Origin of the sequence: Muriicola soli (genome assembly GCF_004139715.1) — a bacterium.
GTDB classification, from domain to species: domain Bacteria; phylum Bacteroidota; class Bacteroidia; order Flavobacteriales; family Flavobacteriaceae; genus Muriicola; species Muriicola soli.
Window position 1 is genome coordinate 914,366 of sequence record NZ_CP035544.1, and the last position, 26,533, is coordinate 940,898.

The following is a 26,533-nucleotide window of genomic DNA, read 5'->3' on the forward strand; positions in this document are numbered from 1 at the left end:
TTTTCTCCTATGCGGTACGGAGGCTCAATCTTCTTTCATGGTATGATAAACGTTCTGAACATCATCATCCTCTTCAATCTTTTCAAGTAGTTTTTCCACTTCTTCTGCTTCTTCCGAAGACAGTTCTTTGGTTAGCTGAGGAATGCGTTCAAACCCTGAAGAGAGGATTTCTATATCCCTGTTTTCTAATTCCTTCTGTATGGCGCCAAAGCTCTCAAAGGGAGCGTAAATCATAACGCCATCCTCGTCTTCAAAAACCTCTTCTACCCCAAAGTCGATCATCTCCAATTCCAGTTCTTCCAGATCAATTCCCTCTGCAGGAATACGAAAATTACATGTGTGATCGAACATAAACTCAACAGAACCCGAAGTTCCCAGACTGCCGTTACATTTGTTAAAATAGCTGCGGATATTGGCTACTGTACGGGTGTTGTTATCAGTAGCCGTTTCTATAAGGACCGCGATCCCATGAGGCGCATAGCCTTCAAAAAGTACTTCTTTATAGTCTCCCTCAGATTTGTCACTTGCCCTTTTAATGGCTCGTTCAATATTGTCCTTAGGCATATTAACCGCCTTGGCATTCTGAATCACTGCACGGAGACGGGAGTTGGTGTCGGGATCAGGTCCTCCTTCTTTGACCGCCATAACAATATCCTTCCCTATCCTAGTAAAAGCTTTCGACATGGCCGACCAGCGTTTCATCTTACGTGCCTTCCGAAATTCAAATGCTCTCCCCATAGACTATTTGCTTTTTTTCTGAGCAAATTTAATAATTTTCAAATCCATCACAAGTGATTCAAACACCTGCTGTTTATTCACTCACTATAATGTTTTCAATACTCTTTGCCAGGGCAAAATCCTTGTCGGTTACTCCTCCGGCATCATGAGTATTGAGTCTGATTTGCAACGAATTATAGACGTTAGACCAGTCGGGATGATGATTTTGAGCCTCACACTCAAATGCAATTCTGGTCATTACGGTAAAAGCCTCTTTAAAATTTTTAAATTCGAAGGAGGTTTCAATCGCATCATTGTTGTATTCCCAGCCTTCTAATTTTTTAAGCCTTTCTTCTATTTGTGCAGAATTCAGTTTTTCCATGGTATGATATATTTTAATTTATAGAATGATTTTTAAAGCGGTTTACCGCCTACTATTTCCCTAAAGATACAGGGAATTATTTATCGGCCGGAAAAATTGATAGCTGTGATTAGCCCATCACATGGTGATCGATGACTTCCTGATAGGTGAAGCGAAGATTCTTAGGGAGTGGGTGATCTTTGGGAAGAACAGCCAAATAACGTTCTTCGTTTGTGGTAAATACTCTTTTGTAGATCGGATTAAAGCTTCCCACCCTATCGACTACCTCTCTGATAAAATCCTCATGGTGCACCAAATCAGAACATCCCAGGTGAAAAACGCCATATTTATTTCTGTTGATAAGGTAGTGGATTTGTTGGGAGAGTTTGTCGTCATCGGTGACATTTATGACCAGATTTGGAAAAACTTCAATAGCTTCATTATCCCAGATGGCCTGCTTGATCTCTTTTATCCTGGGGGAAGTATTTCCGAATACCATGGGCAATCGCAGGATAACGGCCTTCTTCCTGGGCAGCCTCAACAACATATTCTCGATCTTTATTTTTAGTCGGCCGTAAATGCTTTCAGAAAGCGTTTTATCGTTTTCATAGGAGGGAAACTTACTATAGGCATCAAATACATTTGCGGAGGAAAGGAAAATAAGTCGGCAGTTGTGCTTGGAGACATATTCTATAATATGCTCATGTGCCTGTATTTGAGCCGCAAAATCACCTCTTAGCGATGAGATCACAATATGGGGCTTAATTCTTTCAAGGAGCTGATACACGTCGTCTTCCTGCAGGTCGTAGGAGAAGAATTGCTGATTAGATTTATACCCATTTCTTGAAGAGAAATAGGTGCCGTAGGTATCGTAGTAATTACAAAGTTCCTTGTAAAGGGCATTACCTATAAAGCCGCTGGCTCCCAAGATGAGTATTTTTTTTGATTCCAAAGCCTAGAAGATTGATAATCCGGTTTTGGAGGTTAATTGCTCCAGTGCCAGCATGCACAGCTTTGAATTCCCTTTGGGGTTCAGACCGGGAGACCAGGTCACCACACAAAACTTATTCGGTAACAAGGCTGCAATACCACGGTCTTCAACAGCTTGCAGATTATTCGAAATACCCTCAATAATCGCTTGAAAATCTATCATTTAGATTTGTAAAATGGAAGTTTTACCACAGTTGCCGGAATGGCATTTTTTCTAATTTTAATCAGGATTTCACTGCCTATTTCAGAATAATCTTTTGGTATATATCCCAAACCAATCCCCTTGCCAAGTGATGGTGACATGGTTCCCGAAGTAACCCGGCCGATTTCGTTCTCCTCTTTATCCAAGATGGGATAGCCCTGTCTTGGAATGCCCCGCTCGTTTAATTCGAAGGCTACCAGTTTTCTTGAAACACCTTCTTTTTTTTGTTCAGCTAAATTTTCCTTGTTGACAAAATCTTCTTTGGCAAATTTAGTGATCCAACCCAGGCCCGCTTCCAGAGGTGAGGTAGTATCGTCAATATCATTACCGTAAAGACAATATCCCATTTCGAGTCGGAGGGTATCCCTTGCAGCAAGGCCAATGGGCTTTATCCCATAATCCGCTCCTGATTCAAGGACCTTATCCCAGATCTGCTTTACTTCTTCATTTTTACAATAGATCTCAAATCCCCCTGAACCGGTGTAGCCGGTAGCCGAAATAATGACATTGGGAATATCGGCAAAATCAGATACGACAAAAGTGTAAAATTTAATCGCTGAGAGGTCTACGGAAGTCAGGGATTGCATAGCTTCGACCGCTTTGGGACCTTGAATGGCCAAAAGAGAATACGATTCTGAAATATTCCTCATGGTCGCCCCGATTTCCTCGTTGTATTTGGAAATATGATCCCAGTCTTTATCAATATTGGAAGCGTTCACTACGAGGAGATATAGCTCTTCTTTTACCCGATAAATGATGAGGTCATCAACAATGCCTCCGGTTTCATTGGGCAAACAACTGTATTGCGCCATTCCCACCTCCAGCTTGGCCGCGTCATTAGAACTCACTTTCTGGATAAGTGCTAATGCCTTGGGCCCTTCTATAAGGAATTCCCCCATATGTGATACGTCAAACACGCCCAGTGCTTTGCGTACGGTCTCGTGTTCAATCGTTACACCATCATATGAAACAGGCATTAAATATCCTGCAAAAGGAACCATTTTTGCTCCGAGTTCCTCATGTGTTTTAGTAAGTGCTGTAGACTTCATAGAACGCCATTATTTAGTGGCGCAAAGGTATTGAAAATAAGTCGTAGCTAGTTTCTGAGAAGGGAATTTTTGCCAATTAAAAAACGATGATCTCTCTTTAGGTCAGCAGAAATTCCTTCAGTTCATCGTAAGTTGAAATGGGAAGAGATATTTTGTTTTTGTTCATTACTTTTTCTATTTGCGGTGGCAGGGGAATATCGGTATGCAAGGTCTCCGATACCACATCTAAAAATTTTACGGGATGTGCGGTTTCCAGAAATATTCCTTTGCGATCGGGATGAGATTCCAGGTATTTCTTTAATCCCAGATAGCCAACAGCACCGTGAGGATCAGTGATGTATTTTGATTCTGAGTAGATTTTTTTCATAGCCTCCTTCGTTTCCTTATCGGTAAAGGAATAGGAACTGAGATTTTGCTTCAGGGATTTAAAATCATTTTTGTGCAATTCCAGTATTCTGACGAAATTGCTCGGATCTCCTACGTCCATAGCATTGGAAATAGTGGCAGTTGAAGGATGTGGATCGTATTCCGAGGTATTCATAAACCTTGGAACGGTATCATTCACGTTTGTGGCTGCAATAAAGTGGCTAATTGGTAATCCCATTTTCTGAGCCACCATCCCGGCACAGATATTACCGAAATTCCCGCTGGGGACAGAGAAAACCAATTCTCCTGCCGGCTTCTTTTTTTGATGATAAGCCAGCATGTAATACAACATTTGGGGCAACCATCGGGCTACGTTGATGGAGTTTGCCGAAGTGAGCTGAACCGATCCCTTTAAGGTTTTATCCGCAAAAGCTTTTTTAACCATTCGCTGACAGTCGTCAAATGTGCCCTGAACTCGTAAAGCTTTAATATTTTGCCCCAGCGTGGTAAGCTGCCTTTCCTGGATGTCACTTACCTTGCCATCCGGATACAGAATTACAACATTAACCCCTTTCACCCCCAGAAATCCATTCGCCACAGCCCCTCCTGTATCTCCTGAAGTGGCTACAAGAACGGTTATTTCCTTCTCTTCATTTCTATTAAAGTACCCCAGACTTAACGCCATAAATCTCGCTCCCACATCCTTAAAAGCCATTGTGGGGCCATGGAACAGCTCCAGAGTACTGATATGCGCATCAATCGGGACCAGAGGAAAATCGAAATCCAATACCTTTTCCAGAATGCTTTCCAGTTCCTTTTTTGGAATATCCTTATGGACAAAAGGAGCCATGGCTTCCATTCCGATTTCCACGGAAGAATACCGGTCCAATTTGTTGATAAATGACTTTGGGAGAACAGGAAGGTGTTCGGGGAAATACAATCCACCGTCAGGAGCGATTCCATTGATAACGGCTGTTCGGTAGGAGACCTTCGGGGCTTTTCTGTTCAGGCTGTAGTATTTCATCGGCATTGCTTTGACAAAATCTCAAGAGAGAATTCGAAACCCTTTCGTGTTGATTTCAGATACATAGGCATCGTGATTAAGTTCGATTTTATCTAACACCCCACTCATTGCCTTGGCCACATTATTTGCAGTATCTTTTCCCTTGCTAAGCGCAAATATGGAAGGCCCCGAGCCCGAAATCCCACAACCCAGCGCTCCGGCGGCAATTGCTCCACTTTTGATATCCTCAAAACCGGGGATAAGGATGGATCGGATAGGCTCTATTATGTGATCTTCAAGGGATCGACTAATTAGTGCGTAGTCTTCCTGAAAGAGTCCGGCCACAAGGGCCCCAAGGTTACCCCATTGCCTGATCCCGTCAGCGAGTGAGATCGTAGTTTTAAGGATCTTTCTGGAGTCTGATGTTTTGATTTCTATATGCGGATGCACAACCGTGGCATAAAGTTGGGAGGGAGGGTTAATGCGGACCACATCCAAAGGGTTGGAACTGCGAACCAGCGTTATGCCCCCGTAAATCGCCGGGGCAACGTTGTCTGCATGGGCTGAGCCACTGGCAAGCTTTTCCCCTTCCATTGCAAATTCCACCAATTGGTGTTCAGAGCAAGGTGTGCCCAAAAGCTGATTAATACCCCATACGGCCCCGGCAGCGCTGGCCGCACTGCTTCCTATGCCGCTTCCGGGCTTTATCTTTTTAGTGATCTCAATTTCAAATCCATTTGTGTATTTCAAAGCCGCCAGCATAGCCATCCCGGCTACTCCGGCTACATTTCTTTCTGTTTCCATGGGAAGGTCCTGCCCTGTGATCGAGGAAATTTTAATACCGGGTTGAGCCATCTTTCTAATGACCATTTCATCTCCCACAGTGCCCAGTGCGAGGCCCAGCACATCAAATCCACAAGAGATATTGGCGATGGTAGCCGGACAAAATATTTTAATCTGATCTTTGGACATGGACTCTGTTATAATTTTCCGAAGCTAGTAAAATTCTCTATGAATAAAATTGAGGCGTACACTTAATAGTTTCCAATTCTGATGATGTCTGCAAAGATCCCTGAAGCAGTTACTTCAGCTCCCGCACCGGCTCCTTTGATAATAAGAGGTTGTTCAGGATATCTTTTGGTGTAAAAGAGAACAATATTATCACTACCAGCAAGGGAGTAAAAATCATGTCCTTTCGGGATGTGTTCCAACCCTACACTTGCCTTACCGTTTTGCAGAGAGGCTACAAATTTTAATTTACATTGCTTCGCCGCTGCTTCTTTCACCAATTTTTGAAAATCTTCTTCGTACTTCTTCAGGACGGTAAAAAAGGAATCATTGTCTTTTGTTTGTAATGCTTCATCGGGAAGGAAAGCCCGGTTCTCTATATCGTTTAATTCGAGTTTTAATCCACTTTCCCTGGCGAGGATAAGTATTTTTCTCATCACGTCGATACCGCTGAGATCTATTTTGGGATCTGGTTCTGTATAACCTTCTTCCTGTGCTGTTTTTACGATTTCGTAAAAGCGGGTCTTTTCATTGAAATTGTCAAAAATAAAATTTAGGCTACCGCTTAGAACGGCCTTGATTGCGATCACCTCGTCACCGGAAGCCATTAGGTGTTTTAGGGTATCAATTATGGGTAATCCGGCCCCAACATTGGTTTCAAACATGAAGGGAGCCTTGTATTCTTTGGCAAGTTCTTTTAATTTAAGATATTGCCCGAAAGCTGAAGAACAGGCAATTTTGTTACAGGTTACCACAGAAATACTCTGTTTGAGATATTTGGGATAAACTGCGGCTACGCGCTCACTTGCTGTATTATCGACCAGAATACTATTTCGAGCATTGATCTTTTGAATCGTGTTAAAGAATATATTTTCATCTGCCTTATTTCCTGAGACAAGTAATTCGGGCCATTTGTCAAGGGCAATTCCCTGTTCTTCGAAATACATTGTTCTGGAATTGGAGATTCCCACAACTCTGATATTTAACCGTAAATGTTCTTTCAGATACTTTCTTTGTTGTCTGAGCTGTTCGAGGAGTTTAGCTCCTACATTCCCCGTCCCTAGAATAAACAAGTTGAGTTGTTTGGTATTTACTTCGAAAAAGGCTTCATGAAGGGTGTTTAGGGCTTTTTTCACATCTTCTTTCCGGATTACCGCCGATATGTTCCGCTCTGAAGCTCCTTGTGCAATTGCTCTGATATTCACATTGTTTTTACCAAGCGTACTGAACATTTTCCCGCTCAAGCCCTGGTGATTTTTCATTTGATCTCCAACCAGAGCGATGATAGCAAGGTCTTTTTCATGAATTACGGGTTTGATTTTCCCCAATGATATTTCATAAGCGAATGCCGATTCAATTTCCCGTATGGCTTTCGCCGCATCTTCGTCGTCTATCCCTATGCAGATCGAATGTTCAGAGGAAGCCTGGGTAATCAACACCACACTGATATTTGCTTGTGAAAGCACCTCAAAAAGTCGTTTGGAGATACCGGGAATACCAATCATTCCTGCACCTTCTAGGGAAAGGAGGGAAATATTGGGTATATAGCTGATACCCCTGACCGTACGACCTTCCTCAGGAGATTTTTTAGTAATCACAGTACCGCCTGCCTGTGGGTCCAATGTATTTTTAATCACAATAGGCAAACCCTTGTCCAAAACCGGTTGTACCGTTGGCGGATAGAGCACTTTGGCTCCAAAGTGAGACAATTCCATGGCTTCTTCATAAGAAATATGGACAATGGGCTTTGCTTGTTTAACAATTTTAGGATTCGCGGTATACATTCCGCTGACATCGGTCCAAATCTGCAGTTCTTCAGCATCTAGAGCCGCTGCTAATATGGAGGCGGTGTAATCTGACCCACCCCTCCCCAGGGTAGTTACGTTTCCGTCGGCGGTAGAGGCGATAAAGCCGGGTAGGACGATGATTTTTGATTGCACTTCGGTAAAATAAGCCTTGGAGCGCTTATTACTCTCAGGGAAGTTGACCACCGCTTTTCCATGGGTGTGATCTGTTAGTAATAATTCCCGGGCGTCTTTAAAAACGGCCCCGAGTCCGGATTCTCGAAAGAACTCGCTGATAATATAGGCAGAGAGCAATTCTCCAAAACTCACAATCTTATCAGATAGTCTGGGTGTAATTTCTCCGATGTAAAAGGCCCCTTCTAAAAGGGTTTCAAGGATATTGAGTTCGCTTTTCACCTTACTCAGAACGCTGCTCTGAGATGCAACGGGCAAAAGATTTTTAATGATCTCCAGGTGTCTTTTTTCGATCTTCTTTAAGCCGTCTTTATATGCGGGATCCTGATCTGAAGCTGATTTAGCTGTATCAAGCAAAAGGTCCGTTACACCTCCCAGGGCAGAGACAACTACCACTATCTTGTTAGCCTCGGTTTCTAATACGATTTCCTTCACCTTGCGTATAACATCTGCAGAAGCAACAGAAGAACCACCAAATTTTAATACTTTCATCTTGATCTTTAATTAAGGGACAGGGACAACAGATTTTTGAAGTAATAGCAAAGACTACCCCCAAGGGGTATTGGCGGTGGTTGATCTTCCTGATTGAGCAGAAAATTTCATCTGAACAGTATCCCGGGTAGTATGCGTAAACACTTTCATAATACCCAAAAGTAGTATTTTTACATAGTGACCCCAACTTATGGACACATTTTTAAAGACAAGCAGATATTTGGCCTGTATTTTTAGGAATTCTTCGGTAATCTTAAGAAAAATAGTGACTTACACCAACGAATTCTAAAATTGGATATACCGAGATGAAGATACTTTCAGGAGAACAAATTAGAGCAGCTGATCAACAAACCATTAAAATTCAAGGGATCAGAAGTGATGAATTAATGGAAAGGGCCGGACTGGCTACTTTCCAATGGCTGCATCAGCAATTAAATGGATCTCCGGTTGTTTTCCATATTTTCTGTGGAATAGGAAATAACGGCGGTGACGGCTTGGTCATCGCCCGACATCTTCTTGAGCACGGGTATAATATCAAGGTTTATATCGTTAATTACAGTGATAAGAGATCTCCCGACTTTCTGATCAATTTAGACCGACTAAAGGATAGAAAAGTTTGGCCGGAGGTCATAGGAAATGACAGTAAGCTACCGGACATTCCCAAGGAAGATATGGTGCTCGACGCTATATTTGGTACAGGCCTTAACCGAACACCCGACACCTGGGTTACCGAACTCATTTCACACATAAACGACTCCAAAGCTTTTGTAATTTCTGTTGACATTGCATCAGGATTGTTCCTTGACAAGGTGTTCGAAAATGAGCAAAGCGTAGTTAAAGCCAACTATGTCCTTACTTTTCAGTTTCCAAAACTCATCTTTTTTCTGCCCGAAACGGGAATCTATTGTGAAAACTCTGTTGTTCTTGATATCGGTTTGGACAAGGACTATGTCTCTTCGCTAAAGAATACGTTCCACTTCATTCAGCGACAAGAAATACTAGAACTGTATCAATTCAGAAAAAAATTTGCCCATAAAGGGACCTATGGCCATGCCGTAATTGTAGGAGGATCCCATGGTAAGATTGGGGCCGTCGCACTCAGCGCAAAAGCCTGTCTTAAGTCGGGCAGCGGACTGGTTACTACCTTTGTACCCCAATGCGGTTATTTGCCATTGCAGGCTTCAGTACCGGAAATTATGGTACTCACAGATAAAGAAAACCAAGAGATTTCAGAGATTGAAATTCCTTTTAAACCAACGGTCATTGGTATCGGGATGGGGATGGGAACAACCGAGGTGGTATTAAATGCATTTGAGAAGTTTTTAAAATCGAATACTATTCCACTTGTCATTGATGCGGATGGACTTAATCTCTTATCAAAACAAAAGTCCCTCCTCAAACATCTTCCTCCTCAGACAGTGCTCACTCCGCACCCAAAGGAATTAGAACGACTCATCGGGCCCTGGCAGGACGACTTTGAAAAATTGGAAAAAGCCCAAAAATTCTCTGATAAATACAACTGTATTCTGGTACTTAAAGGGGCTCATAGCATCACCCTATACAAAGAACAGGGATATGTAAATAGTACGGGTAATCCTGGTATGGCCACAGCCGGAAGCGGTGATGTGCTTACGGGAATGATCACTGCGCTCATAGCACAGGGCTATACGGCACTGGATGCAGCGATAATGGGTGTGTACCTACACGGAAGGGCAGGAGATTTATGCTTGGAAAGCCAGGGTATGGAATCCTTGATTGCTTCAGATATTATTGATAGCCTCGGAGGAGTCTTTAAGGAGTTCTTTACAGAAGAAATAAAAGAAGAAGGAAAAAAATCTACTTCTTAGAGACGCGTCTCTTTACCCATGCCAGAGCATTGTTGTAGTCAATAAAGAACTTCATCGGCTTTTTATAGAACATCTTTTCAATGGCAAAGTTGTGCATGTCCATTTCCTTAACGGAGACAATGGCATAGGCCTTTAAATTATCGAGCTCACGAACATAGGCGTAGATAGTTGGATCGATGGCATAGGAATTCTTCCTGAAGCTTATAAATCCAAATGGTCTGTCCCTGAAATGGATCTCGGAAATTCCTATTAATTGATATACCCTTTCCAGAGTAACAGTGCATCCTTCATTGTAAGTAGCGACCATATAGTTGTCAAAAACCTTTACAGTACCAATTTCAAGAACATACTCCTTTACGACAACCGGTGTTTTGATCGGTCTAACTTTCATCCCCATGTAGTTTTGTAGTGTTCAAAACGAAAGTAAAGGGATGCCTATCCGAAGTAAAATATATTAGATTAAAGGCGTAAATATCGTTTTAATGACAATTTGAATATCATAAGTCAGGCATCAGCCTATTTTGACAAAAAAAAGGGTGTCAGTTATATGACACCCTTTTAAAGCTCTTTTCCTACAAATTAGGCTTTCGAAGACTTTTTAGATTTTTTGATTTCTATGGTGAGAAGTTCCTTTTTCCCATCGTAATCCATAAAAATACTATCACCTTCTTCCAATTTGGAGTTGACGATCTCCTCGGCCAAGGCATCTTCGATGTATTTCTGTATCGCTCTTTTTAATGGTCGGGCACCGTACTGTTTGTCAAAACCTTTATCCGCGATATAGTCTTTGGCCTTGTCCGTTAGATTAAGATCATAACCTATGTCCTTGATCCTGGCGTAAAGTTTGGCCAGTTCTATATCAATAATCTTATGGATATGCTCTCTTTCCAGAGGGTTGAAAACCATCACGTCATCAATCCTGTTTAAAAATTCGGGGGCAAAGGCTTTTTTTAGCGCATTTTCAATAACACTTTTCTGATGCGAATCTTCCTGAGATTTTTTAGCAGCAGTGCCGAAGCCTACACCTTGTCCAAAATCCTTTAATTGTCTGGCCCCAATATTCGAGGTCATGATGATAATTGTGTTCCTGAAGTCGATCTTTCTTCCCAGACTGTCTGTGAGGTAGCCATCATCGAGAACCTGCAATAACATATTAAAGACATCGGGGTGTGCCTTTTCCACTTCATCCAGAAGAATGACTGAATACGGCTTACGTCTTACTTTTTCAGTTAGCTGACCACCTTCCTCATATCCAACATAACCGGGAGGTGCTCCTACCAGTCTGGAGATCGCAAATTTCTCCATGTACTCACTCATGTCAATACGGATCAGTGCATCTTCAGAATCGAAAAGCTCCTTAGCAAGAACTTTCGCCAGTTGTGTTTTACCTACACCGGTTTGCCCTAGGAAAATAAACGAACCAATAGGCTTATTCGGATCTTTGAGTCCGGCCCTGTTTCTCTGAATTGCCTTCGCAACCTTAGCTACAGCTTCATCCTGCCCAATGACATTGCCTTTAATTAAGGCTGGTAATTCTGCCAGTTTGTTGCTTTCGGTCTGAGCTATTTTATTGACAGGAATACCACTCATCATGGAAACCACGTCTGCCACATTGTCTTCCGAAACGGTTTCTCTGTGCAGCTTACTGTCTTCTTCCCATTTTTCCTGGGCAACTGCCAATTCTTTTTCGAGACGTTTTTCATCATCCCTAAGCTTCGCAGCCTCTTCGTAGCGTTGTTTTTTAACTACGGTGTTCTTGAGTTCCCTGACGTCATCGAGTTGCTTTTCAAGCTCCAGGATTTGTTTAGGAACATCCATGTTGACAATGTGCACGCGAGAACCAGCTTCATCCAGAGCATCGATAGCTTTATCCGGAAGAAATCGATCGGTCATGTATCGATTCGTAAGTTTTACACAGGCAAGAATAGCCTCGTCTGTGTATATTACATTATGATGATCTTCGTATTTACCCTTAATATTTTTCAGGATTTCGATGGTTTCTTCTACTGTAGTAGGTTCTACCATCACCTTCTGGAAACGTCGTTCCAAAGCTCCGTCCTTTTCTATGTACTGACGATATTCGTCTAAGGTTGTAGCTCCTATACATTGGATCTCTCCCCTGGCCAGGGCGGGTTTAAACATATTGGAAGCGTCTAAGCTACCTGTGGCGCCACCAGCTCCTACAATGGTATGGATCTCGTCGATAAACAAAATAACATCGTCATTTTTTTCCAGCTCGTTCATAACGGCCTTCATTCTTTCCTCAAATTGTCCCCGGTATTTGGTACCGGCTACCAGAGAGGCGAGGTCCAGTGTAACTACCCTTTTATTGTAGAGTATACGGGATACTTTCTTGTTGATGATCCTCAGCGCCAATCCTTCGGCAATGGCACTTTTTCCCACCCCGGGCTCACCAATGAGAAGCGGGTTGTTCTTTTTTCTTCTGCTCAGGATCTGCGAAACTCGTTCAATCTCTTTCTCTCGTCCTACTACAGGATCTAATTTGTTCTCTTCTGCCAGTTGTGTAAGGTCACGACCAAAGTTATCCAGCACAGGAGTCTTTGATTTCTTACTTCCTTTTTGTGCTGAGGACGACCCAAAAGAAGCCTCTTTGCCTTCGGACGGCTCGTCAGAATCACTGGGAAAGGACTCCGAAGTAGGGGAGTCTATATAATCATCATCACTTGTAATCATAGATTTAAATTGTTCTTTGACCCCGTCGTAGTCTACTTTGAGTTTGTGTAACAACTTAGTGGTAGGGTCGTTTTCGTTTCTCAGAATACAGAGCAAAAGATGCGCCGTATTGATGGAGGAACTTTGAAACAATTTCGCTTCCAGGAAAGTGGTCTTCAGGGCGCGTTCGGCCTGCCTTGTTAAATGCAGATTTTTCTTGTCTTTCTGACTGCTTCCTGGATTTGGATTTGCCGGACTCAGGATTTCCACCTTCCGACGCAGATGATCAAGATCTACATCAAGGGCATCGAGGATGCTGATTGCTTTTCCATTTCCATCGCGAAGCAAACCCAACATAAGATGTTCAGTCCCAATGAAATCATGACCGAGCCTCAGGGCCTCCTCCTTACTGTAAGCAATTACGTCCTTTACTCTTGGTGAAAAATTATCGTCCATATGGTTTCCTATATACTCTTTAAAATTACTAAAACTTACTCTAAGAACGTCAAATACCGTACCTATATTAGATTAACTAGGCCTAAATGACGAAAAAATGCTCGATTTACAAAATAATTAACATCAGTTTTATCAACGAAAACCCTGTGCTGTCATGTTAATAAATTGTTCAATAAAGTCAATGTTTTGTTCCCTTGTACCTATCATTTTATGTATATTGCCCCGATGTTTTAATCACTGAAAAACAACAGGATTTTATATGGCGGAAGGAGAAAAATTGATCCCGATTAACATTGAAGATGAAATGAAATCTGCCTACATTGATTATTCAATGTCGGTCATTGTGTCACGAGCCTTACCCGATGTCAGGGACGGATTAAAACCGGTACACAGAAGAGTGCTTTACGGGATGCACGAACTTGGGGTCAGATCGAACAGCTCGCACAAAAAATCAGCGAGAATTGTAGGTGAAGTTTTGGGTAAATACCACCCTCACGGAGATACCTCGGTATATGACACGATGGTGCGGATGGCCCAGGAATGGAGTTTGCGCTATATGCTTATTGACGGGCAGGGAAACTTTGGTTCCATAGACGGGGACAGTCCTGCTGCGATGAGGTATACTGAAGCTCGTATGCGGAAGATCGCAGATGAGATGCTGTCTGATATTGAAAAGGAAACCGTTGATCATCAGCTCAACTTTGACGACTCACTGCAGGAGCCCACAGTTTTACCTGCACGGATTCCAAATTTACTTATCAACGGCGCCTCCGGAATTGCAGTGGGGATGGCTACCAATATGCCTCCACACAATTTATCCGAGGTCGTGGACGGAACGATTGCGCTGATCGAAAATCCAGATATAGAGATTGACGAATTGATTACCCATATAAAAGCCCCTGATTTTCCTACAGGAGGTATTATTTATGGCTATGACGGGGTAAAGGAAGCCTTCCATACAGGGCGTGGACGAATTGTCATGCGTGCCAAATCTCATTTCGAAGAAGTACAGGGAAGAGAGTGTATAATTGTGACCGAGATTCCCTATCAGGTCAATAAGGCAGACATGATCAAAAAGACTGCCGATCTGGTCAATGATAAGAAAATAGAAGGCATTAGCAATATCCGTGACGAAAGTGACAGGAACGGAATGCGCATTGTATACATTCTCAAGCGTGACGCCATCCCCAATATTGTTTTAAATACCTTATTTAAGTACACTGCACTTCAGTCGTCCTTTAGTGTAAACAATATAGCATTAGTTAAGGGTCGTCCACAATTGTTAAACGTAAGGGAGATTATCACCTATTTCGTGGAGCACCGCCATGAAGTGGTGGTACGAAGAACAACCTTCGACCTTAAAAAAGCAGAGGACCGCGCTCATATCCTGGAGGGACTTATTATTGCCTCAGATAATATTGATGAGGTGATCAGCATTATAAGAGGATCATCTAATGCAGATACAGCAAGGGAAGCTCTGATAGAACGATTTAAACTGTCAGAAATTCAGGCCAAGGCAATTGTCGAAATGAGATTGCGTCAGCTTACCGGGCTGGAGCAGGATAAACTCAGGTCGGAGTACGAAGAAGTGCTTAAAACCATTGAAGACCTAAAAGATATTCTCGCCAACAAGGATCGCAGAATGAGCATCATCAAGGATGAATTGCTGGAAGTAAAAGAAAAATACGGAGACGAAAGACGATCTGAAATTAATTTTGCAGGCGGAGATCTAAGTATTGAAGATATGATCCCGGATGAGCAGGTAGTGATCACGATTTCCCATGCAGGGTACATCAAGAGAACACCGCTCACGGAATACAAGACTCAGAACAGAGGTGGAGTGGGTCAGAAAGCATCGGCTACCAGGAATGAAGATTTTCTGGAACACCTCTTTGTTGGGACCAATCATCAATACATGCTGTTCTTCACCCAGAACGGAAAGTGTTTCTGGATGCGGGTCTACGAAATCCCGGAAGGAAGTCGTACATCCAAAGGTAGGGCTATTCAGAATTTGATCAATATTGAATCAGATGATAAGGTGAAAGCTTTCATCTGTACTCAGGATTTAAAGGATGAGGACTACGTGAACAGTCACTACGTCATAATGGCAACCAAGAAAGGTGTTGTAAAGAAGACGTCTCTGGAACAGTACTCGCGTCCGCGCCAAAATGGAATCATTGCCATCAATGTACGAGAGGGTGATGAGTTGCTTGAAGCAAAACTGACCACTGGTACCAGTGAAATCTTCCTTGGCTTAAAATCCGGAAAAGCTATCCGATTTGAAGAGAGCAAAACCCGGCCTATGGGAAGGAATGCATCCGGAGTTCGCGGCATAACGCTGGCGAGTGATGATGACGAGGTCATTGGAATGATCTCTGTCCACAATTTTGACGAGGAAATCCTTGTAGTCTCAGAGAATGGCTATGGCAAGCGTTCCAGCATAGATGACTATAGAATTACGAATCGCGGAGGAAAAGGAGTTAAAACCATCTCCATAACCGATAAAACAGGAGGTTTGGTAGCCATTAAAAATGTATCAGATTCAGACGACTTGATGATTATCAATAAATCTGGAATTGCGATCAGGATGAGTGTAGATGACCTTAGGACCATGGGGAGGGCAACACAGGGTGTTAAACTTATTAACCTAAAGGATAACGACTCCATTGCTGCAGTTGCCAAGGTGATGAAGGATGAGGATAACTTGGAAGAAGTAGACCTGATGGATATAGAAGTAAAAACAGAAGATGGCACGGCTCTTGATAATCAAGAACCTGAATCAGAAGAATAATTAATAAACACTAATACAAAAGTTTAGTACCATGAAAACGAAACTATTTATTTTAATGGCCATGATGTTAAGCATGGCGGCTTATTCTCAAAAAAATGAGATTAAGGCAGCAGAGAAAGCTCTTAAAAGTGGAGATCCCACAGCTGCGAAGGCCAGCCTTGAATCAATTTCGGGATCAATAAGTGGGGCAGATGAACGCCTTCAGGCTCAGTATTATTATGTACGCGGGCAGGTATTTTCAGATTTAGCTAAGAAAGGTGATGCCACTGCCTTTGATGATGCAGTAAATTCTTATCAGCAAGTGATTGCAGTTGAAGAGGCCAGCGGGAAGCAAAAATACAGCACAGAAAGTCAGCAAATGCTCGCAGGATTAACTTCCGATCTGATCAACGCTGCGGTTGAAGACAACAACAACAAAAAATTTAGGGAAGGTGCAGACAAACTGTATATGGCTTATAAGTTAAGTCCGCAAGACACTATCTACCTTTACTACGCTGCCAGTAGTGCTGTAAACGGACAGCATTTTGAGGAAGCACTCGGATACTATGAGGAGTTAAATGCCTTAGGATACGATGGCAGTAGCATGTCTTACAAGGCTACTAATGTAGAAACAGGTGAGGTAGAAGAAATGAATGATAAGGTACAGATGGATCTTATGGTAAAATCAGGTACTTATAAGGATCCAAAAATGGAGAGGACTCCTTCAAAGAGCTCTGAGATCATCAAGAACATTGCCTTGATCTATACCCAGCTCGGGCAGGACGAAAAGGCGTTAAAAGCATATAAAGATGCGAGAGCAGAAAATCCTAATGATGTAAACCTGGTATTAAATGAAGCTAACCTCTATTATAAAATGGGGGACAAGGATACCTTTAAAAGCCTGATGTCTGAAGCTTCAGATATGGCTCCTGACAATCCGGATCTCCAATATAACATTGGGGTAATTAATATGGAACAGGGGAATATGGAGGAAGCGCGCGCTGCGTATGAGAGGGCAATCGAAATTAATCCTGGCTACGTAAATGCTCAGCTTAACCTATCCACTACCTATGTTAACGAAGGCAACAGTCTGATTGACGAGATGAACGAACTGGGAAATTCCAGAGCCGACATCGCGAGGTATGAAGAACTGAAAAAGCAGAAAGATGACTTGTTTTTGGAAGGGGCCCAGATTCTTGAAGACGCCTTAAAACAAAATCCTGATAATCAGGGACTTTTATCTCAGCTTAAAAATATTTACGGGGCTTTAGGAGATAACGAGAACTTTATGAGGATCAAAAAATTATTGGGCGAATAATAGCAAGCCCGAGAATTGAAAAAACCCGGTCTGTTTTCAGAACCGGGTTTTTTTATATGATCTTCTTAATTACTCTGAGCCTGTGGGTATAGGCACCCAACTCCGGATCGTAGATTCCGGTTTGGTCCAGTCTGTCGATACGAACCTTGCCAAAAGCATGGATGATGTGATTGTTGTTCATTATAATTCCCACATGCTTAATTACTCCTTCCTGATCATCAAAAAAAGCCAGATCACCGGGAGTACTTTCTTCCACAAAACTCAATACTTCCCCCTCTTTAGCCTGTTCATGGGCGTTTCTAGGCAGTTTTCTGCCGTTGATCTTATAGACCATTTGCGTAAAACCAGAGCAATCTATCCCAAAAGGAGTCTTACCGCCCCACTGGCATGGAGCGTTCAAGTACTGTAAAGCGGTTTCAATTAATTGTGTCTTTTCCTGATTTCCGCTTACGGAAGCCCCTTCGTATTGATGATTAAATGTCTCGCTGTGTTCTATAACCGAACCTAGCAGAACGGGAATGAGCTCGTTGGTATTGACACTTACAAAAGAGATCAGATCCGAGGCATGGGCGGGATCCTTGATCCCTCTATGCGCCTTGTATTCCTCTTTGGAGAGAGGGTTAATCTGATTTTTTAAAATCCACCCCTCAGTACCGTCAAATGTGATACGGATTTTATACCATTCCTTTCGATGGTCAGTGATCTTGTACAAATCCCCATAAAGTAGCTGACTCACCTGCTCACTGGCCTGGTCTGCCGAGGCTCTTACCGGGATGATACTCAGAGCGCAAAGCCCGTAGTGATGGGAGTCTTTCTGCAAGTATGTTTATTTTCGTTCAAGGACTAAGGCCGATGCACCACCGCCACCATTGCAAATTGCAGCCGCTCCGTATTTCGCATTATTCTGTTGGAGGACACTGAGCAGAGTAATGACTATACGTGCACCAGAGCACCCAAGGGGATGACCCAGTGATACAGCTCCGCCATTTACGTTTACATTGGAATCATCCAAACCAAGTAGCTTCATATTAGCCAGGCCCACAACAGAAAAGGCTTCGTTAAACTCAAAAAAATCGATTTCTTCAATTTTTAAGTTGGCTTTTGAAAGCGCTTTGGGTAAGGCCTTCGCCGGGGCAGTAGTAAACCACTTGGGTTCCTGGGCTGCGTCTGCATAAGCCTTTATGGATGCGAGTGGTTTAAGATTCAAAGCCGCCGCTTTCTCTGCACTCATTAAGACCAGGGCAGCAGCCCCATCATTGATAGTTGAAGCGTTCGCAGCCGTTACCGTTCCATCCTTACTGAAGGCCGGTCGGAGGCTGGCAATTTTGTCCATTTTTACATTCTTGTATTCTTCGTCCTCGCTAACTACTATGGGTTCACCCCTCCTTTGAGGAACTTCGACAGGAACAACTTCAGAAGCAAATTTTCCATCGGCCCAGGCCTTAGCAGATCTCTGGTATGATTGGATCGCGAATGCATCTTGTTCTTCCCTGCTGAATTTATGTTCAACAGCACAAAGGTCGGCGCAAACACCCATGGCGTTCTGATCATACGCATCTACTAGTCCGTCTTTCTGCATCCCGTCTTCAAGGGTCGCCGGTCCAAATTTCTGACCGTTTCTCATATGGATGTAATGGGGAATCAAGCTCATGTTTTCCATTCCTCCTGCAACTACAATGGACGTATCTCCAAGGGCTATGGATTGTGCAGCCTGCATAATCGCCTTCATTCCTGAAGCACAGACCTTATTTACGGTAGTACAGGGTACGGTATTCGGGATACCCGCGTGGATGGCGGCTTGCCTTGTAGGTGCCTGTCCGTTCCCGGCAGAGACTACATTTCCCATGAGTACCTCTTCAACTTCATCCGGAGACAACCCTATTTTATCGAGGGCTCCTTTGATGGCAATGGCCCCTAGTTTTGTAGCGGGGATTCCGGAAAGGGCACCTAAAAAACTACCGATGGGAGTTCTCGCTACGGAAACGATAACAACTTCTTTCATATTCTTTTTTCTTGTGACGCGAAATTAAGAAATTATGGGGCAATGCGTAACCAATAGCAGAGAAAAGAGGAGGGTTGCCATTATATTTTCTATTTTTGATCGAGGCGTACGAACCAATGGAAGATTCTCTAGATAAATTATACAAGAACCAGTCCCTGATCTACAAGTATGTTCTCTACTTTGTGACCATTGGTTGTATTGTTTTCTTTTTTCCGAGAGGGGGACAATTCAAATATGAATTTCAGAAAGGAAAGCCCTGGCAATACGAAAATCTTTACGCTCCTTTCGATTTTTCCATCAAGAAAACTGCAGATGAAATAGCCCTTGAACAACGGTCCTTGCAGGAAAAACAAATTCCCTACTACAACTACGATTCGTCTATTGTCGCGGAGGTCAGGCAATTATTTGAAGATTCATTTGATGAGGTATTTACTTCAGAGCGTTATTCCAATTCTCAGCGCAGACGATTAAAGGGAATAGGAGAAGGTATTTTGGATGAATTATACACATATGGCATTGTGGATAACACGGCCGCCGGCACTTCTTCAGAAGATCTCTACCTGGTAAAAAACAACGAGGCTTCCCGAGTTGAAAAAGATCAACTTTACAAGATAACAGAGGTAGATTCTGTAGTACAGGAAAGCCTGAGAATTCGACGGTCAGGTCAGTATTATTCGCTGTTCCAGGATCTGTTTTTTAATATCGTCAAACCTAATGTGAGCTATGATGCGGATCTCTCAAAGAAGGAATTGGAAGATGAATTGTCAAGGATTTCCACTACCCGGGGCAACGTAGACGAAGGCATACTCATTATAGCGAGAGGGGAGGTAGTGGAGGCGGAAAACTTTACTATCCTGAACTCGTTGAAGGCGGAGTTCGAATCGGAAGTCTGGACGGCCAACAATCAGTATTTTATACTCTTTGGATACACCATCCTGGTGGCTCTGGTTTTGATTATGTTGTTTTTATTTCTGAAAAAGTACAGACCCGGAATCTATCGTAACAATGTAAAAGTGACCTTCATTTTTTTCAATATCCTCCTGATGGTCTTTCTCACTACCCTGGTGGTAAAATACGATGGCGCTTATGTCTATGTTGTTCCTCTGTGCATTCTCCCCTTGATTCTGAAAACTTTTTTTGATGCCCGACTCGGACTGTTCGTCCATGTTCTTACCGTTCTGATCCTCGGCTTTGTAGTGCCCAATAGCTACGAATACATTTTCCTTCAGATCATTGCGGGAATTGTCACCATACTTACAGTTTCTGAATTGTACAAAAGGGCCAATTTATTTATTTCTGTCGGGCAAATAACCCTGATCTACATTGTCGGATATTTTGCTTTTCATATTATACATGAGGGTAACCTGGATAATATCAATTGGTTTACTTTTGGCTTTTTCCTTTTAAACGGGATGATCACTTTGTTTGCTCAACCCCTGATCTATATTTATGAAAAGATTTTTGGGATGGTCTCCGACGTTTCACTCCTGGAACTGTCAGACACCAATTCGAGATTATTAAAAGAACTCTCCAACAAAGCACCCGGCACTTTTCATCATTCCTTACAGGTCGCAAATCTCGCCGAGGCTGCTGCAAATGCCATTGGGGCCAATGCTATGCTGGTAAGGGTAGGCGCTTTGTACCACGATATAGGCAAAATGAACAACCCTACTTATTTTACCGAAAACCAGGTAACCAATGTGAATCCGCACGATGATATCGATCCCAAGGACAGTGCCAGGATCATCATCAACCACGTCATTGAAGGAATAGAATTAGCACAGAAGAACAACCTGCCCGATCGTGTGATCGATTTTATAAGGACGCATCACGGAACCACAAAGGTTTACTATTTCTATAAGAAAGAAATGGAACAGAACCCGCATGTTGATGAAGCGGATTTTATGTATCCCGGGCCCATACCTTTTTCTAAGGAAACGGCGATTCTGATGATGTCCGATTCGGTAGAGGCGGCATCAAAGAGCCTGGTTAATCCTTCCTATCCGATGATAGAGGAATTCGTCGAGAAAATCGTTAGTGGACAAATGAAAGGCAATCAATTCCTCAACGCGAACATCACCTTTAAGGAGATCGAGATGGTGAAGAAGGTCTTAAAGCAAAAGCTGACGAATGTCTACCATCTCAGAGTAGAATACCCAGAATAGTAATGGGCAGTTTATAGCGTCTATAAAAGTTAAAGTCCTAACAAAGTTCTTTTAATAAGCGGGATTTCCTACTATTTTTATAAAAAGTAAGTTAAACTATTATAGTTTAATAGTATTACTACTATTTTAATGTATTCGATTATGAAGATTCCTCTTTTATTTTGTACTGTTCTTTTGGTTTTTTTTCCTAACAAGGGTACACTCCACGCACAGCCCTCAGCCCCAGGAGGGGATGAAAATTTCGAAAAAGTCTATTTATCTGATGCATATCAGGAACAACAAAGTTTCCGGGATTCGCTCTTTTTATGGCAGGAAAACGTACGATTACACACAGACAAGTCGATTTTCTTACCCGGAGAGGTTTTATTTTTCAAAGCGGATATTTTAACCGGACCTGAGCAACTAAGAGTCAGTGCCAGTGAGGTGTTGAAAGTTGAATTCCTCGATAAAGAAGGCGTATTACTCATGAGTCAATTTCTGAGAATAGAAAATGGCATGAGTTACGGGTCAATTGAAATACCGAGGAAAATTGACCAGGGACACTATTATCTCAGAGCGTATACGCGCTGGATGCTTAACTACGGCCCGGATGTGTTGGCTACGAAGGAAGTTTTCATCACAAATAAGCGATCTCAGTCCAAATTCAACTTAGCTGATGTGGTACTTCGGCCTGAAAGCGGCTCTTTAATAGATCAGTTGCCTTCGCAAGTCATGGTTTATCATAAGTATACTAGTCTGCAACAGACGCCGGTTGTAGATAGTAAGGGAAGGATAGTGACGCGGATAAATGATTTTGGAAGAGGCATCGGAAGATTCCTCCTTACTCCTTCTAAAGATGAAGCCTATTATATAATGATAGAAGAGGATGTGTTAATTCCACTCCCTGAAGTTAAGGCGAAGGGTTATACCATACAGACAAATAATCTGAATCCGGATAAAGCACTCATCAGGGTAGAGGCTTCAGAACAGCTCTTGAAGAAGGCGGTAACTTTAAATGGGAAAAGAAAAGGGCAAACCATTTTTAAGAAAGAAATCGAGTTTGAAAATAATTCCTGGGAGCAGATAGAAATACCCAAAAACGAGCTGGCGGAAGGAATTCTTGAGCTCACCATAGAGGATTTGTCCGGACAGGTATGGGCAAGTCGGCCGATGCAGATCGAGCAGAACGAACTGCAGATCAAGGTTGAACGAACTACAGCTTCAGCGGGAAATGAGATTTATAAAGTACAGGTGTTAGATTTTTTAGGAAATCCTGTTGAGACCGAACTCTCTGTTAGTTTGGTGGAGGAAAGAGATGCTGCATTAAGTGGGAGATCGGCAATTCGAGATTTACAAGAGGGAATTAACTCCCGCAATCAAAGATTTATAGATGATATGCTCCTGCTCACGGGTCAAAGTGACGAGCATCAGAATTATATCAATGCTAATCAGATACCGGATGAAATAACATATACATTTCAGCAAGGACTTGAATTTTATGGACAGGCTTATGATCTAAACAATAGCTTGCTGACAAACACAGAGATCCAGATGCTGATTACGGCAGGGGAAGAAGCCTATGCCATCGAAACAAAAACGAATCCCAATGGGATGTTTAAGATTTCGGGTATGCAGATTGACGGGGAGGCCCATATTATTTTCCGAACCCCAGGGGAAGAAACAGAAGAGAAGTTGGTGAAGGTGGTGCCCTATGAATATGAAATCCCACCGCTGAAATTATCGGAAAACGCTTTGATCAAACCTAAGAACAGAAAAGGTTCAGATCCTGAAATGCCCCAGCGTTCTATGCAGGATTTTAGCTCAGAATCAGAATCTGAAAAGTTAATCGAGCTAGATCAGGTCACCTTAGTGGCTACCAGGGAATTGCAAAAGGTAACCCCTTCACGCTTTGATCTTAGGGCAACGCGAGTGATTGAGCAGGACCTGGACAGACCCAAAACACTTCCACAGTTGTTTCTGAATATCCCGGGGGTACAAGTGGTTGGATTGGGTACGTTAACTCCGAGGATATTTATACCCAGGGCTGCTCAGTTAGGCCCTTTATTGTGGGTGATTGACGGATTTCCCTTGAATCAAACCACACGCTTGGTAGATGTCATGAACCTGTTGAGTTTTGTCGATGTGGAGCGCATAGAATTACTAATTGGTGCAGAAGCATCTGTTTACGGGAGCAGGGCTGCCGGAGGAGTTATTCTGATTTACACGCGCACGGGTTCAGACATAGATTACCTCGAGCGAAAGGACGCTGAGGTACAATTTCGGGGTTTTCAAGAATCACTGGATTTTAAGGAATACGTCGAAAACAAAAAGAGTAAAAGAATAGCGGAGCATGTACCTAATACTTTGTATTGGAATCCACAACTAAAAACCAATAGCAATGGGGAAGCTGTGATCAATTTGTCACAGTCTTCAAATAACTCGCCTATCAGTGTTACCATTAAGGCCAATACTGAAAATGGTTTGAAGGGTAACACGATTTCTTTTTTTAAGTAAAAACCATTTCAAAAAGTTGCGTTCCACCGAATGAAGAATTACATTTGCAGCCGCGATTTAGGTATGCATAAAAGTGATGCCTTGAAATATTGAAATACTGGAGAGGTGCCGGAGTGGTAACGGAGCAGATTGCTAATCTGTCGACGCGCAAGTGTCGCCTGGGTTCGAGTCCCAGTCTCTCCGCCATCGCCCTTAAAAATAGGGCTTCGGTGGACATGTCCATCGTACCAATACGATCCAATTGGGGTTAGTATCGTAGCAAGCTTCAGAAGGAAGCCACTACAGTATAATCTCAGCACGTTTCCCGGGCTACTTACTGTAGCTCTGGAATTTGGGATTTAAGTATTGAGATTTATAGCACCAGCTGTCTCGGGGTGTAGCGTAGCCCGGTTATCGCGCCTGCTTTGGGAGCAGGAGGTCGCAGGTTCGAATCCTGCCACCCCGACCAACAAAAGCCAGACATGTAAGTGTCTGGCTTTTTTATTTCCATGCGTCAAAAGCTTGCTTTTGAACGCAGAGGAAATAAAAAACACCCATGTGGAGCATGGGTTGGCTTTTGTTGAGCACCGCCCCAACAACAGGATCACGGCGAAGGCGTAATCCTGCAAAAAATCAAATACCAAATTCCAAATTCCAAAAGTCTTTGGAGACACAGGAAGAGAGTGGGCAGTTCTGGCTTTTGTTGATTCACACCTACTTTTGACAACGATCGAGAAAGATCAGCTATCCCTACATGCATTAGAAGTGCTTTTCAAATGTGAGTTGAGCATGTTTCTAGAAATTACTACTTTACAGAAAATTCTTTCATCATGCGTATGATCAAGATTTATTTATCATGCAGTCTGGTATTTATTTTCATGAAATTCCAGGTTGCTGCACAAGAGCAAGAAATTGAAGTGACTATGGAACAGGGAGATTCAACCCTGATCTTCATGGGGTTTAACAGAGCCAAGGTAACCCATGAGGTTGTCCTAAGATTGACAGCAGATAATCTTAACGGGTATCACGGACCCGTTACAAAATTGATACCGCCGAATACCTATGTTCCCATGGTAACACTTCAATATGATCCTACCGAACCCTATTCCGTAAGTTCGCAATATTCATATTTAGCCAAGCCCACTCCGGATGAAGCCAAACTACAGGAATTTGAAATAAAACGTGAACTTCTGGAGTCATTCGATGCAGAAAACATCCCTGTGATCGTGTTTTATGGTGAAGGTTGTGCCCGTTCTGAATATGCACGAAAGTTTTTGACACGAAAAAAAATACCATTTAAGTATCTCGAGACCTCAAAGAACGAGTATTACAACAAAGCTATGTTCGCTTTGATCCGAATGAAGGATCCCAATATTACCCAAATTCAATATCCGGTAATCATGACCTTGGACAAACTGGATTATGATATCGGGAACCTGAGCTGGTATCTCAAAGAACTGGCTTCAGAATTCAAATAAGGGAAGCACAAACATCGCTGATCGGATGACTAAAATGGAATGAAATATTAGGTCATTGAGATGTAATAATGAAGTTCCATTCATGCTTTGAATAGTCCCTTTTCATGGATAATGTGCATAATTAAATAGATAATCACGCTAACTTCTCCTTAAAAAATTCAATAGTCCTTCCCCAGGCCAGTTCGGCAGCCTCTTTATCATATCTCGGCGTGCTGGTATTGTGAAATCCGTGGTTAACATCGGGGTATGTGTAAGCCACATACTCTTTTCCGTGTTTTTTAAGCGCTTCCTCATAAGCTGGCCAGCCCGCGTTCACCCTTTCATCCAGTCCCGCAAATTGCAGCATCAAGGGAGCATTGATCTTATCGATGTCTTCCTTGGGTTGACCCCCGTAGAAGGGTACAGAGGCAGCCAGATCAGGAACTTTTACCGCCATCATATTTGAGATCCATCCACCAAAACAGAAACCTACAACCCCAATTTTTCCATTGCAGTCGTCACTATCTTTTAAGTAATTGAAAGCGGCAATAAAATCTTCCAGCATTTCATATCTATCGCGTTGTCGTTGCATGGTTCTGCCTTCATCGTCGTTACCCGGATAGCCTCCCAGAGGTGAGAGGGCATCAGGCGCCAGGGTGATAAAACCGGCCAGGGCTGCTCGTCTGGCCGTATCTTCTACATAAGGATTAAGTCCACGATTTTCGTGAACTACTACAATTCCCCCCAAGGCTGTTTTCGTATTTTTTGGTTTAGAAAGCAGGCCTTTGATCTTACCACCTCCTTTTGGTGAATCGTATGTGATAAATCCCGATTCGAGGCCGGGATCGTCCTGTTTCACTAATAGGGTATCCTTGTAATTTGGCATCAGAAAGCTCATCAAAGAAGCTACTGTTACCCCGCCAACGGCATAGACTGAAAGCTTCTCAATAAATTCCCTCCGTTGTAATTTATTGTGGGCATAGGCATCGTATAATTCAAATACTTCCTGTTTAATTTCACCTTTCTTTAATTTTTTCATGGGTACTTTAATTTAGATTAAAAGCAAATAGCTCTTTTTGCAACTAAAAAGGTACCAAAAAAATAGGTTAGGACATGTTATACATATAATTATTCCTAGAGTGATATATCATTCAATACTTAAGTCTTAATCATTTAATTATTATCTTGAAGTGTTACTAGCCAACC

The 26,533-nt window shown here is 42.6% G+C and carries 19 protein-coding genes and 2 tRNA genes; 8 read left to right on the top strand and 13 right to left on the bottom strand.

Annotated elements, in window-relative coordinates; translation table 11 throughout:
* Positions 1-24: 24 nt before the first annotated feature.
* From EQY75_RS04115 to thrA, 8 genes are all read right to left on the bottom strand, one after another.
* A complete protein-coding gene (locus EQY75_RS04115; RefSeq protein ID WP_129603119.1) occupies positions 25-738 on the bottom strand; it encodes a YebC/PmpR family DNA-binding transcriptional regulator in 714 nt (237 codons plus the stop codon).
* A 73-nt stretch (positions 739-811) separates the two neighbouring features.
* Positions 812-1,099 (bottom strand): 4a-hydroxytetrahydrobiopterin dehydratase, encoded by a 288-nt coding sequence (locus EQY75_RS04120; protein ID WP_129603121.1) that lies wholly within the window; start codon positions 1,097-1,099, stop codon positions 812-814.
* A gap of 109 nt (positions 1,100-1,208) precedes the next feature.
* On the bottom strand, positions 1,209-2,030 hold the full coding sequence (locus EQY75_RS04125; protein WP_129603122.1) for a sugar nucleotide-binding protein: 822 nt from the start codon (positions 2,028-2,030) through the stop codon (positions 1,209-1,211).
* 3 nt (positions 2,031-2,033) lie between these two features.
* A complete protein-coding gene (locus EQY75_RS04130; protein WP_129603124.1) occupies positions 2,034-2,231 on the bottom strand; it encodes a glutaminase in 198 nt (65 codons plus the stop codon).
* A complete protein-coding gene (gene gcvT, locus EQY75_RS04135; protein ID WP_129603126.1) occupies positions 2,228-3,319 on the bottom strand; it encodes a glycine cleavage system aminomethyltransferase GcvT in 1,092 nt (363 codons plus the stop codon). The genes EQY75_RS04130 and gcvT overlap by 4 nt, the downstream gene beginning before the upstream one ends.
* Before the next feature lie 97 nt (positions 3,320-3,416).
* On the bottom strand, positions 3,417-4,709 hold the full coding sequence (thrC, locus tag EQY75_RS04140) for a threonine synthase (RefSeq protein WP_129603128.1): 1,293 nt from the start codon (positions 4,707-4,709) through the stop codon (positions 3,417-3,419).
* A gap of 21 nt (positions 4,710-4,730) precedes the next feature.
* Positions 4,731-5,660: a homoserine kinase gene (locus EQY75_RS04145; protein ID WP_129603130.1), complete on the bottom strand. Its 930-nt coding sequence runs from the start codon at positions 5,658-5,660 to the stop codon at positions 4,731-4,733.
* 62 nt (positions 5,661-5,722) lie between these two features.
* Positions 5,723-8,167 (bottom strand): bifunctional aspartate kinase/homoserine dehydrogenase I, encoded by a 2,445-nt coding sequence (gene thrA / locus EQY75_RS04150; RefSeq protein WP_129603132.1) that lies wholly within the window; start codon positions 8,165-8,167, stop codon positions 5,723-5,725.
* Positions 8,168-8,472: 305 nt separating this feature from the next.
* Here thrA and EQY75_RS04155 point away from each other — a divergent pair, with 305 nt between their 5' ends.
* Positions 8,473-10,014, top strand: a complete 1,542-nt coding sequence (locus EQY75_RS04155; protein WP_129603134.1) for an NAD(P)H-hydrate dehydratase — start codon at positions 8,473-8,475, stop codon at positions 10,012-10,014.
* On the opposite strand, the gene EQY75_RS04160 is transcribed toward EQY75_RS04155, so the two are convergent.
* Both EQY75_RS04160 and EQY75_RS04165 read right to left on the bottom strand, forming a co-directional pair.
* Complete coding sequence (locus EQY75_RS04160; RefSeq protein WP_129603136.1) at positions 10,004-10,405, bottom strand: STAS/SEC14 domain-containing protein; 402 nt, start codon at positions 10,403-10,405, stop codon at positions 10,004-10,006. The two genes, EQY75_RS04155 and EQY75_RS04160, sit on opposite strands and share 11 nt — an antisense overlap.
* Positions 10,406-10,593: 188 nt before the next feature.
* Positions 10,594-13,143, bottom strand: a complete 2,550-nt coding sequence (locus EQY75_RS04165) for an ATP-dependent Clp protease ATP-binding subunit (RefSeq protein WP_129603138.1) — start codon at positions 13,141-13,143, stop codon at positions 10,594-10,596.
* Between the two features lie 259 nt (positions 13,144-13,402).
* On the opposite strand from EQY75_RS04165, the gene gyrA reads away from it, so the two are divergent.
* Entirely contained in the window at positions 13,403-15,934 is a 2,532-nt protein-coding gene (gene gyrA / locus EQY75_RS04170; protein ID WP_129603140.1) for a DNA gyrase subunit A, read from the top strand.
* 31 nt (positions 15,935-15,965) lie between these two features.
* Positions 15,966-17,231 (top strand): tetratricopeptide repeat protein, encoded by a 1,266-nt coding sequence (locus EQY75_RS04175; RefSeq protein WP_129603142.1) that lies wholly within the window; start codon positions 15,966-15,968, stop codon positions 17,229-17,231.
* A gap of 52 nt (positions 17,232-17,283) precedes the next feature.
* On the opposite strand, the gene EQY75_RS04180 is transcribed toward EQY75_RS04175, so the two are convergent.
* Positions 17,284-18,051 carry a C40 family peptidase gene (locus tag EQY75_RS04180; RefSeq protein WP_129603144.1) on the bottom strand — a complete coding sequence of 256 codons (768 nt, stop codon included), beginning with the start codon at positions 18,049-18,051 and terminating at the stop codon, positions 17,284-17,286.
* A 6-nt stretch (positions 18,052-18,057) separates the two neighbouring features.
* Positions 18,058-19,233 carry an acetyl-CoA C-acyltransferase gene (locus EQY75_RS04185; protein ID WP_129603146.1) on the bottom strand — a complete coding sequence of 392 codons (1,176 nt, stop codon included), beginning with the start codon at positions 19,231-19,233 and terminating at the stop codon, positions 18,058-18,060.
* A gap of 116 nt (positions 19,234-19,349) precedes the next feature.
* Between EQY75_RS04185 and EQY75_RS04190 the strand changes: the two genes are divergently transcribed.
* The 5 genes from EQY75_RS04190 (at position 19,350) to EQY75_RS04210 (ending at position 25,348) form a co-directional block, all read left to right on the top strand.
* Positions 19,350-21,398, top strand: coding sequence for an HD family phosphohydrolase (locus tag EQY75_RS04190; protein WP_129603148.1), 2,049 nt, complete (start codon positions 19,350-19,352; stop codon positions 21,396-21,398).
* 141 nt (positions 21,399-21,539) lie between these two features.
* Positions 21,540-23,891, top strand: coding sequence for a TonB-dependent receptor (locus EQY75_RS04195; protein ID WP_165200512.1), 2,352 nt, complete (start codon positions 21,540-21,542; stop codon positions 23,889-23,891).
* A gap of 99 nt (positions 23,892-23,990) precedes the next feature.
* Positions 23,991-24,077 (top strand) — tRNA-Ser (locus EQY75_RS04200).
* A gap of 184 nt (positions 24,078-24,261) precedes the next feature.
* Positions 24,262-24,339: transfer RNA gene (locus EQY75_RS04205), tRNA-Pro, on the top strand.
* Between the two features lie 409 nt (positions 24,340-24,748).
* Positions 24,749-25,348 (top strand): hypothetical protein, encoded by a 600-nt coding sequence (locus EQY75_RS04210; protein WP_129603152.1) that lies wholly within the window; start codon positions 24,749-24,751, stop codon positions 25,346-25,348.
* A 133-nt stretch (positions 25,349-25,481) separates the two neighbouring features.
* Here EQY75_RS04210 and EQY75_RS04215 read toward each other — a convergent pair whose 3' ends face one another.
* A complete protein-coding gene (locus EQY75_RS04215; RefSeq protein WP_129603153.1) occupies positions 25,482-26,366 on the bottom strand; it encodes a dienelactone hydrolase family protein in 885 nt (294 codons plus the stop codon).
* Positions 26,367-26,533 lie beyond the last annotated feature (167 nt).

What these genes read in the sequence shown, in the direction of transcription:
- EQY75_RS04115 (WP_129603119.1), bottom strand. Translation starts at nt 738, where the DNA reads ATGGGGAGAGCATTTGAATTTCGGAAGGCACGTAAGATGAAACGCTGG.
- EQY75_RS04120 (WP_129603121.1), bottom strand. Translation starts at nt 1,099, where the DNA reads ATGGAAAAACTGAATTCTGCACAAATAGAAGAAAGGCTTAAAAAATTA.
- EQY75_RS04130 (WP_129603124.1), bottom strand. Translation starts at nt 2,231, where the DNA reads ATGATAGATTTTCAAGCGATTATTGAGGGTATTTCGAATAATCTGCAA.
- gcvT (WP_129603126.1), bottom strand. Translation starts at nt 3,319, where the DNA reads ATGAAGTCTACAGCACTTACTAAAACACATGAGGAACTCGGAGCAAAA.
- thrC (WP_129603128.1), bottom strand. Translation starts at nt 4,709, where the DNA reads ATGAAATACTACAGCCTGAACAGAAAAGCCCCGAAGGTCTCCTACCGA.
- EQY75_RS04145 (WP_129603130.1), bottom strand. Translation starts at nt 5,660, where the DNA reads ATGTCCAAAGATCAGATTAAAATATTTTGTCCGGCTACCATCGCCAAT.
- thrA (WP_129603132.1), bottom strand. Translation starts at nt 8,167, where the DNA reads ATGAAAGTATTAAAATTTGGTGGTTCTTCTGTTGCTTCTGCAGATGTT.
- EQY75_RS04155 (WP_129603134.1), top strand. Translation starts at nt 8,473, where the DNA reads ATGAAGATACTTTCAGGAGAACAAATTAGAGCAGCTGATCAACAAACC.
- EQY75_RS04160 (WP_129603136.1), bottom strand. Translation starts at nt 10,405, where the DNA reads ATGAAAGTTAGACCGATCAAAACACCGGTTGTCGTAAAGGAGTATGTT.
- EQY75_RS04165 (WP_129603138.1), bottom strand. Translation starts at nt 13,143, where the DNA reads ATGGACGATAATTTTTCACCAAGAGTAAAGGACGTAATTGCTTACAGT.
- gyrA (WP_129603140.1), top strand. Translation starts at nt 13,403, where the DNA reads ATGGCGGAAGGAGAAAAATTGATCCCGATTAACATTGAAGATGAAATG.
- EQY75_RS04175 (WP_129603142.1), top strand. Translation starts at nt 15,966, where the DNA reads ATGAAAACGAAACTATTTATTTTAATGGCCATGATGTTAAGCATGGCG.
- EQY75_RS04185 (WP_129603146.1), bottom strand. Translation starts at nt 19,233, where the DNA reads ATGAAAGAAGTTGTTATCGTTTCCGTAGCGAGAACTCCCATCGGTAGT.
- EQY75_RS04190 (WP_129603148.1), top strand. Translation starts at nt 19,350, where the DNA reads ATGGAAGATTCTCTAGATAAATTATACAAGAACCAGTCCCTGATCTAC.
- EQY75_RS04195 (WP_165200512.1), top strand. Translation starts at nt 21,540, where the DNA reads ATGAAGATTCCTCTTTTATTTTGTACTGTTCTTTTGGTTTTTTTTCCT.
- EQY75_RS04210 (WP_129603152.1), top strand. Translation starts at nt 24,749, where the DNA reads ATGAAATTCCAGGTTGCTGCACAAGAGCAAGAAATTGAAGTGACTATG.
- EQY75_RS04215 (WP_129603153.1), bottom strand. Translation starts at nt 26,366, where the DNA reads ATGAAAAAATTAAAGAAAGGTGAAATTAAACAGGAAGTATTTGAATTA.